Annotated in this window: 5 protein-coding genes and 2 pseudogenes; 4 read left to right on the plus strand and 3 right to left on the minus strand. The window is 52.2% G+C overall.

The features are described from left to right. Positions 1 to 127 precede the first annotated feature (127 nt). A pseudogene (locus M8006_RS17055) lies at positions 128 to 742 on the plus strand (transposase); the annotation flags it as partial. Between the two features lie 425 nt (positions 743 to 1,167). Here M8006_RS17055 and M8006_RS17060 read toward each other — a convergent pair. Then, positions 1,168 to 1,406: pseudogene (locus M8006_RS17060) on the minus strand (IS3-like element ISAma1 family transposase); the annotation flags it as partial. Positions 1,407 to 1,637: 231 nt separating this feature from the next. On the opposite strand from M8006_RS17060, the gene M8006_RS17065 reads away from it, so the two are divergent. Next, positions 1,638 to 3,896, plus strand: a complete 2,259-nt coding sequence (locus M8006_RS17065; RefSeq protein WP_250084319.1) for a TonB-dependent receptor plug domain-containing protein — start codon at positions 1,638 to 1,640, stop codon at positions 3,894 to 3,896. A 161-nt stretch (positions 3,897 to 4,057) separates the two neighbouring features. Further along, positions 4,058 to 5,035, plus strand: coding sequence for an ABC transporter ATP-binding protein (locus M8006_RS17070; protein ID WP_250084320.1), 978 nt, complete (start codon positions 4,058 to 4,060; stop codon positions 5,033 to 5,035). 434 nt (positions 5,036 to 5,469) lie between these two features. Here the strand turns inward: M8006_RS17070 and M8006_RS17075 are convergent, their stop codons facing one another. Beyond that, positions 5,470 to 6,393, minus strand: a complete 924-nt coding sequence (locus M8006_RS17075; RefSeq protein ID WP_250084322.1) for a carbon-nitrogen hydrolase family protein — start codon at positions 6,391 to 6,393, stop codon at positions 5,470 to 5,472. A gap of 70 nt (positions 6,394 to 6,463) precedes the next feature. Here M8006_RS17075 and M8006_RS17080 point away from each other — a divergent pair, with 70 nt between their 5' ends. Further along, positions 6,464 to 7,399 (plus strand): LysR family transcriptional regulator, encoded by a 936-nt coding sequence (locus tag M8006_RS17080; RefSeq protein ID WP_250084324.1) that lies wholly within the window; start codon positions 6,464 to 6,466, stop codon positions 7,397 to 7,399. 102 nt (positions 7,400 to 7,501) lie between these two features. Here M8006_RS17080 and M8006_RS17085 read toward each other — a convergent pair whose 3' ends face one another. Further along, positions 7,502 to 7,675, minus strand: a complete 174-nt coding sequence (locus M8006_RS17085) for an SEC-C metal-binding domain-containing protein (RefSeq protein WP_250084326.1) — start codon at positions 7,673 to 7,675, stop codon at positions 7,502 to 7,504. Positions 7,676 to 7,923: the final 248 nt, after the last annotated feature.

Raw genomic sequence — 7,923 nt, forward strand, 5'->3', positions numbered from 1 at the left:
ATAGCGGGGTTCAACAAACTGGAACTGGTCGTGAATAACGTGAAATTCCAGGATGGGGAGCCCTTAACAGATCAGTCAGATAGGACCGCCGCCTAAACGGTCATACACAAAATTTGACAATAACTCCCTGGATGCTGGCTTTACCGATGGGGAAACACTGCGCGCACTCGATTCAAGGGACATCGCTTATCTGGGCCGGTTAAAAAGCAACAACGCCCTGCAGACACAGGCGGCCCCCTATCTCAAACGGCCGCCCGGGCGTCCACCGGAGACGCCACGAGAGTGGTGCCATGATCTGGACTATCAGGCCGGTAGCTGGGAATCACCGCGGCGGGTGATATTGGTGGTGCAGGAAACGCCTGACGACCTGCTGCCGCATGCGTTTTTCCTGGTCACTAACCTCAGCCGCTATCACACCCCAGCTGAGAAAGTCCTGGCGCTCTATCGCAAGCGGGGCAAGGCTGAAGGCCACCTGACCACTCAGGACGTCATGGCCCGCTATCAGGTCAATCTGCTGCTGAGCCTCTATGCATACCAAGTGCTCCATAGTGTGCGTTGCGTGATGGAGCGCCGAACCGGGAAAGGGTGGAGCTTGATCAAGCTGCGTGAGCAAGTGTTAAAAGTGGCGGCTACGTTCACGGTAAAAGCTCGCCAAATCCGCATGCGCTTGAGTGTTGCGGCCGACAAGTGGTGGCCTCGTTTACTCCCGGGTATCCGCCGACTGCAGCCGCTTCCTGACTGACATGATGGCTTCAACAACGCAAGCATCACCATCGGCCAAGGGCCGAGAGCACACTGTGGGCAAATGACAGCTATCTATGCAAAAACGCGATAGAAACGGGACACTAAAAGCCTATCTCGCATAACTATCGCGTCGGTAAGACGTTAGATAGCCTCAACGCATCCACCACGCAGACGTAAAGCGCTAAATAATGGCACTACCACCGCCGCGATGAATGAGGCGGGTTAAAGCGCGGCTTGCTGACCACTCCTCGTCTGTTCTCTCGATCCTATCAAAAAATTGGGCGTCAGTGGTTTTTTCTACAGGATCAACGCCCGTAGCACGTGCGGCTTTGTAGTGAAGGGGCAGCCGCCACGAAAAGGCCGTCTCTGTGCCTGCGCTTGTTAGCCTTTTTATACTTGATTACGGACATATTGCCCAATGTTCTTGTGCTGGGTGATGAACGCGTATTTCACCGCGTTTCCTTGGTAAAGAAGACCGTCGCCTTTTTTAGGATATCTTTTTTCGTCTTCAGTCGGCGGTTTTCTTCTCGCAACTGTCGAATCTCGGCCTGTTCCGGTGTCAGCTTGCCATTGCCCCGGAAGGCCTGCCCGTCACCCTCCGCGTGCTCTTTGATCCACCGGCCCGGTAGATTAGCCCCTATCCCCAGGCTGCGCACAGCTTCTGCTTTTGGAGTAGCTTCGTCGACAACCTCCTGATGATGTCCCTTGACCGTGCTGGACACTGCTTCAGACATGCCTACGTGAAGAAGCCACTGATCAGACACCAAGTGATGAACAGCATTAACGTCGTGGGGATCCGTCAGATTATACGTTCAGGTTTTTAAAAAGTTATTGATAGTAATTATCATTATTGCTATTATTTTGTTTTATTTTGTAACGGAGCATTTACTACCATGATCCTCACTCAGCACCGCTTCTTCTCATACCGTGCTTCGACTTTATGGCTATGGATGGCAACACTCGTCGCTCTGCCTGTTGCAGCGCAGGATGAGCAATACGCTGACACGAAATCCGAAAAGCTTCCAGTACTCCTTGTTGAAGGCGATTTAATTCAGGGTGTTGAAGGAAAGGAAGCACTCGAAGCACGGAGACAGAGTACGAATTCGAAAATCGTGATTAACGAGGAGATGTTTGAGGATTACGCAGATAGTTCGGTCGGTGATCTCTTACGTCGGGTTCCCGGGGCGTTCATGGAGGGCGCAAAGGGCGAGAAAGTGAATCTGAGGGGGCTCGATGAAGAGTTTACGCAGGTACAGATCGATGGCCTGCGCTTGCCTGGCGGTAGTGAGCGGGCGATCGAAATTGGCCGATTTCCCGCCAGTATGGTCGAAGAAATTGAAATCATTCGCAGTCCTCGGGCCGATCAGACCGGACAGGGCATAAACGGTACCGTTAATGTCAAGCTCAAAGGTGCGCCTTCCGAACAGATTGGGCGGGTGACTGTCGGTGCTGGACATGTCAGTGATAACGGCCGAGATGTTGGTGGCGGCGAAGGAAACGGATCTTTTACGTACGGAGATAAGGTAGGTGACTTTGGATATTTAATCAGTGCTAGCGCGCGCGAACGCAGGAAGCCTGAGGTTGAAGACAAGAGGAAACGCAAGTTCAAAGATGGCTTTTTTGACGAGCTCGAGTTGGAACAAAAAGAAAAAGCCACAACATTTTCGGAGCACGACGTGATCGCCCGGTTTCAATGGGATATCACTCCCACAACCACTTTCAAGCTCCAACCGTCATTTTTCTTCTCGGAAGAGGAAAAAATTGAAAACGAAAAAAAACGTAAATTTACTGATGCTCAGGGTCAAAACCTGAAGGAGACGGAGCTTAAAGACAAGAATGAGACGAAGGATCAGGACCAGTCCCGCGTTCGTGCCGTCTGGGAAAGAGAAATCTCCGAAAACGAATCGTTAAAGACTTCATTGACCTACCAGAAGACGGAAGAAAATAAGATTAAAACGGAACTTGTAGATAAGTTTGATGCATCTGGCGCCCTTGATAAAAGCGAAACAAAAAATGAGATTGAAAAGGTGGAAAGTGAAGAATGGCGCGCTTCAGCAGAGTATAAGTTGGCTGTGTCGGACCGGCATGATCTCAAAGTGGGTGGCGAGTTCGTCAGCAAAGACACTTTCGGAAACGTGGCTGAAAGCAAAGATGACGATCCCTTGGAGATAAAACCAGAGAAAACATTCGGTGTTGATGAAGATCGTTTTATGTTGTTCGTCCAGGATGATTACTCCTTGTCGGATAGAACCGATCTCGGACTCGGTATACGTGGCGAGTACAATGACCTGATCGGAAAACCGGTAGCTGGAAACGGGGAAACTGCCGCCGATAGCGAGTTAGTTTGGCTGCCTTCCTTCCAGATAAAACATCAGTACAACGAGCAGACGGACTTGAGATTAGGCATCTCCCGCACGATTCTGCGCCCTGCGTTCGAAGATTTGACCACGACTGTGAAGGGCGGAGACGGCGACTTTGACGACCCTGACAAAACAGGGAATCCCGGCCTCGAACCCGAGAAAGCCTGGGGTTTAGATTTTGGCGGCGACTATTACTTTGCGGATGGTTCAGGTGTGATGGGGCTGAATTTCTTCTGGAGGGAGTTCGAAGACAAGATTCAGTCTCAGAGAGTTAGAAACCCGAATAATGGTCGTGTAGAGCGATCTCCCGTAAATGCTGGAGGCGCGTTCCTGCGGGGCGTCGAGTTTGACTATCGTCGCAACATGTCTTCGTTTGGTTTGAGGAATTTAGAACTGATCGGGAATTTTACTCTTGCTGATACCGAGCTGGACAAGACCGGCAAGCCATTGGAGAAGACGGTGGAGTTCTTCTCGGACCTTGGCTTTGAGTACACCCTTCCAGGTTGGAACGCCTCTTATGGTGTTACTTGGTCTTATACGGGTAAATCTGATTCATCGAAATTAGAGGGCGTGGAAACTGAAGACGAAACGGCCGACGCTTTCAGCACCGTGGATGCGTTTGTCAGGGCAGAAGTGTACGACGGCTGGACGGTTACCTTGTCCGGACAGAACTTGTTTGAAGGAGAAGAGGACGAGACAAAAAGAAAGGTCAAGCCTGGTGAGATAGAATTCGAAGATAAAACCAAGTCATTCTCCAGGCTGATTCAGCTTTCGGTTTCGGCCGAATTCTAACGGCTAACAGACTGCAGACCATGAGTATTTTCGAGATCGTTTTATCGGATGCCATTCCGCAGATACGGATGAGGCGGATCTTTCTGAATGTTATCGGTTTGCTCACAAAAACCGTCGAGACCCTGCAAAAGGGCCGTCCACTAGCCGCAAGTAATAGTTAAATGACAAAGAATACATCGAATGCCGAAAACCAGCCGCGCGCTTCCAACGAGCATTTTGGCGTGGCATACGACTGCCTGCGCGTTGTACTGATGAATCGCTGGGTGGTGGGGGTACTGCTCGCTGCATTGGCCGGCAAGGCCGCGCTTGAACCGGCGAGCGCCTGGATTACCAAGCGAGTATTTGAAATCGCGGGAGAGCCCGGATTCGAAGTACCGGATCTGGTTTCTGATCTCGGATTGCTGTTCGTGGCAATCATGGCCGGTATCACGTTGTTCGATTTCGTTGAGAAGCTCGCCAACAAAGCCGTGGAAGTGCGCCTCATCATCACGTTTCAGCGACTCTACCTCGACGGCCGGCAGGATGAACACGGTGCGCGCGACATCAGCCAGGTGATCTACGGATGCGAGCAGGCGAAGAAGGCCGCGGAAGTGCTTTACAAGGAGTCCTGGAAAATCACGGTCTCGATTATATCAGTGTTGGTCTGGCAAGTGAGTCTCGGGCCGGAGTGGATCCCGCTCATGCTGCTGTCGATTATCCCGGCGCTCGCGCTGGCTTGGGGCTTCGGGCCGGGGATACAGTGGCTCAGCAGCTCCATACTCGACCTGCAATCGCTGCTTGCACATACCACACCGAGGGCGGGCCGCGCCGAGTTTGACCAGCATCAAGAGAGCTGGTTCCGCCATTCGCTGATGCTTGAGCTGCGTAAATGGATCGTCGAAGACGGGCTCAATATTGTGATGTGGACAACCCTGGTTGCGCTCATTCTCGTCTCCTGGAAGTTTGATCTCTGGCTGTTACCGGACGAAGTTGCGCTTGGTGGCACGGCGGCTTTCGCCATCAATGCGCGGCTTCTGGCCAAGCCGCTCGGCGATATCGGCAAGGTCTATTCGAGATGGCGCGAAGCCTATCCCGCAGCCAGCCGAGTCTTCAAGCCTCAGGATTGGCCCGATATGCCCTCGGAAAATGACCAGCAATAGCGCTCTCCGCTCGCAAGCTTGGGCAAGGTTCGGTCTAGCGGCCGCCTGCTGGTCGGGTCACATTCACGATCCAAGTGCCCTCCTTCAGCCTAGTTGTCCGGTTGGCGATATCGCCTAAAGTGTTTCTCGACCCTAACGGCTGCAGGAAGCATCTGAATGGGCACAAGCATGACTGGAATACCTTCGTGTCGAACGGGTTGTTCCCAGCGAAGGGCGGCTCTCTGCTGTGAGAGAGCCTGAGCCGAAGCGATGGTGACCTGCTGTACATTGGCAGGGTGACGTAACCCGTGGGAAACGGGGTGTGAGGCGAAACCATTACGCCAAGATGCACCTCTAGGCTGATGACTGAAAGATTGAAGAATACGAACTTATTGTCAGAAACCCCATTGTCTGAGCATCAGGCTTTCTTTAAAACCATCCGAACCATTGTACTGCTAATAGTTAAAGACAACACCCTGCTTTGGCCGCTCATCGACGGTTAGCTCGAATACATCAGGACGAGAATAGTGCCCGACCGCATCAAAGTCGTAGCGTGCCTGAACGAGTTTGGCGGTATCTACCTTCGCTATTAGCAAGCCTGACTGCTCGCGCATCGGCCCCGCAAGCACGTCACCTAAGGGGCCTACAATAAGGCTGCCGCCGCGAATCAGCGGGCGATGGCTGTCCCAGCCCGGTACTTCAATGCCAAGCTCGGCGGGAGAGGGTTGGATTTGGCAGGCGCTAACGACGAAACAGCGCCCTTCGTGGGCGATATGACGCATGGATGCTTGCCAGACATCGCGTTCATCTACCGTGGGGGCGCACCAAATTTCAATGCCTTTAGCATACATCGCGGTACGCAGTAACGGCATATGGTTTTCCCAGCAGATAGCAGCACCTGCAGTCCCCGCCTGGGTATTCACTGTGGTTAAGGTGGAGCCATCGCCCTGAGCCCAAATTAACCGTTCTGTTCCCGTTGGCATCAATTTGCGGTGCTTGCCGATAAGACCCTGCTCAGGGTCGAAGAACAACGCCGAGCAGTATAGCGAGCTACCGTCACGCTCAATGACGCCTACAACGAGGGTTGCCCCGGTGTGTGCCGAGAGCTCAGCAAGGGCTTCTGTCTCAGGGCCGGGAACATCAATAGCGTTGGCAAAGTAAGCCGCGAAAGCGTCACGGCCTTCGGGTAACCGGTAGCCAAGCCGAGTGCCGAATATCTCTCCCTTAGGATAGCCGCCGAGAACGGCTTCTGGCAGTACCACCAAGGTGGCACCAGCTTCAATAATTGAGGCTTCATAGGAGAGAATAAGATCGAGTGTAGCGGCTTTGCCGGAGAGGAGTGAGCCGATCTGGAGTGCGGCAACGATCGTTTGCGCCATACTGTGTACCTTTGGAAAAAACGCGTGAAAAGTGAATAACAAAGAAATGTTATAAGCTTTAGCATTATTAATGAATATGGATGCATTTCTATTTGATATGAATAAAATTGATATCACGAAAACTGATCTGAACCTACTCAAGGTGTTTGAAGCACTTTATGAAGAGGGCAGCGCTAGTCGCGCAGCAACAAGGCTAGCATTGACACAATCCGCGGTGAGTGCGGCACTGAAGCGCTTGAGAGACGTTTACGGTGATCGGCTGTTTCAGCGTACCGGGTGCGGGGTGGCGCCGACGTTGCTTGCTCAACAATTGAAACCCGTTGTTTCAGAGGCGTTGCACAAAATTCGCCAAAGCCTTGTCATGGTGTCGCCTTTAGGGCGCAGTTTTGAGGGGCGATCGGTGACAATTGGCCTTTCCGATGACTTTGAGATCGCCATTGGGTCACGTCTGATTGAGCGAGCGACTCATACAATGCCAGGCTTGCGTCTGATATTCCGGCAAACCCACAGCCAAGTAGTTGCTGATGCCCTGGCAGGACGAAACTTAGATTTGGCGATCAGCTCTGGGGGATTGGCAAGAAGTGGATTAAGCCGATGTCTCCTCGGCGGGGTGAACTACGCCTGTGTGGTGGATCCTGAACGCTGGGCGATAGCCACACTTGATATCGAATGCTTCGTTTCCGCTGAGCATATCCTGGTATCATCTGGCGGCTTTGTGGGTATTGTCGATGAAGCATTGGCGGAACGGGGGCTGTCGCGACGTGTCGTGGCTGCCACGACACACTTTGCAGCCCTGCCGTACTTATTGAAAGGGACGTCGGCCATCGCAACCATACCGGCGCATGCCGCGGCGGCTGTCGCTGCGCTCACCGGGCTACAAGTGCTACCTTGCCCGCTGCCATTGCACACTTTTCCTATTGAGCTGGGGTGGAGAACTGCTGATGGAAACGATGAAGTGCTAAAAACAACCCGCCCGTTGATAGAGGAGTGTTTTAGTCCTCCCTAGCCAATGTGGTGTGGCGTTATCAATCACACGAGCCCGACAGCGGCTTTTGTACGTCTCTTTACGCAAAAGCTTGTCCGGCACAGCCGCTTATTAGGACAATAATTATGGCGTTAACTTAATGTTTTCACAACATTTTTTATATTTTTTACCACTCCCGCAAGGGCAGGGAGAATTCCTGGGGACTTTGGTTGACTTTAATTGTAACGCTTCGGGATTGAGCAACTTTTCTAGATCGGAAATATCCTCTGGAATTTCTGGCGACTCAACGCCTATCATGTAGTGCCAGCCATTTTCGCTGCAAGTTTCAGCAACGTACTTTGCTTTGTAAGCGCGCCACTAACCACATCTTCTCAACCTGAGTTTTGCTGATCACACTGAGGCATTCTTTATCCAGGAAATCCTCATGGTCCAAGAACTCAATGCTATGCAGGCGTTTTGGCTCGGCCATCTTTATCACGCCTCTGTTCGAGAGATTCCCCTCAGCGAGTACGCGACGCAACAAAGACTCACTTTAGCCGATCTAC

It is taken from the genome of Halomonas llamarensis (assembly GCF_023555005.1).
Classification (GTDB): Bacteria; Pseudomonadota; Gammaproteobacteria; order Pseudomonadales; family Halomonadaceae; genus Vreelandella; species Vreelandella llamarensis.

Bases quoted from the DNA above. Each gene is read 5' to 3' on its own strand.
- M8006_RS17070 (WP_250084320.1), top strand. From the start codon at position 4,058: ATGACAAAGAATACATCGAATGCCGAAAACCAGCCGCGCGCTTCCAAC.
- M8006_RS17085 (WP_250084326.1), bottom strand. From the start codon at position 7,675: ATGATAGGCGTTGAGTCGCCAGAAATTCCAGAGGATATTTCCGATCTA.
- M8006_RS17065 (WP_250084319.1), top strand. From the start codon at position 1,638: ATGATCCTCACTCAGCACCGCTTCTTCTCATACCGTGCTTCGACTTTA.
- M8006_RS17080 (WP_250084324.1), top strand. From the start codon at position 6,464: ATGAATATGGATGCATTTCTATTTGATATGAATAAAATTGATATCACG.
- M8006_RS17075 (WP_250084322.1), bottom strand. From the start codon at position 6,393: ATGGCGCAAACGATCGTTGCCGCACTCCAGATCGGCTCACTCCTCTCC.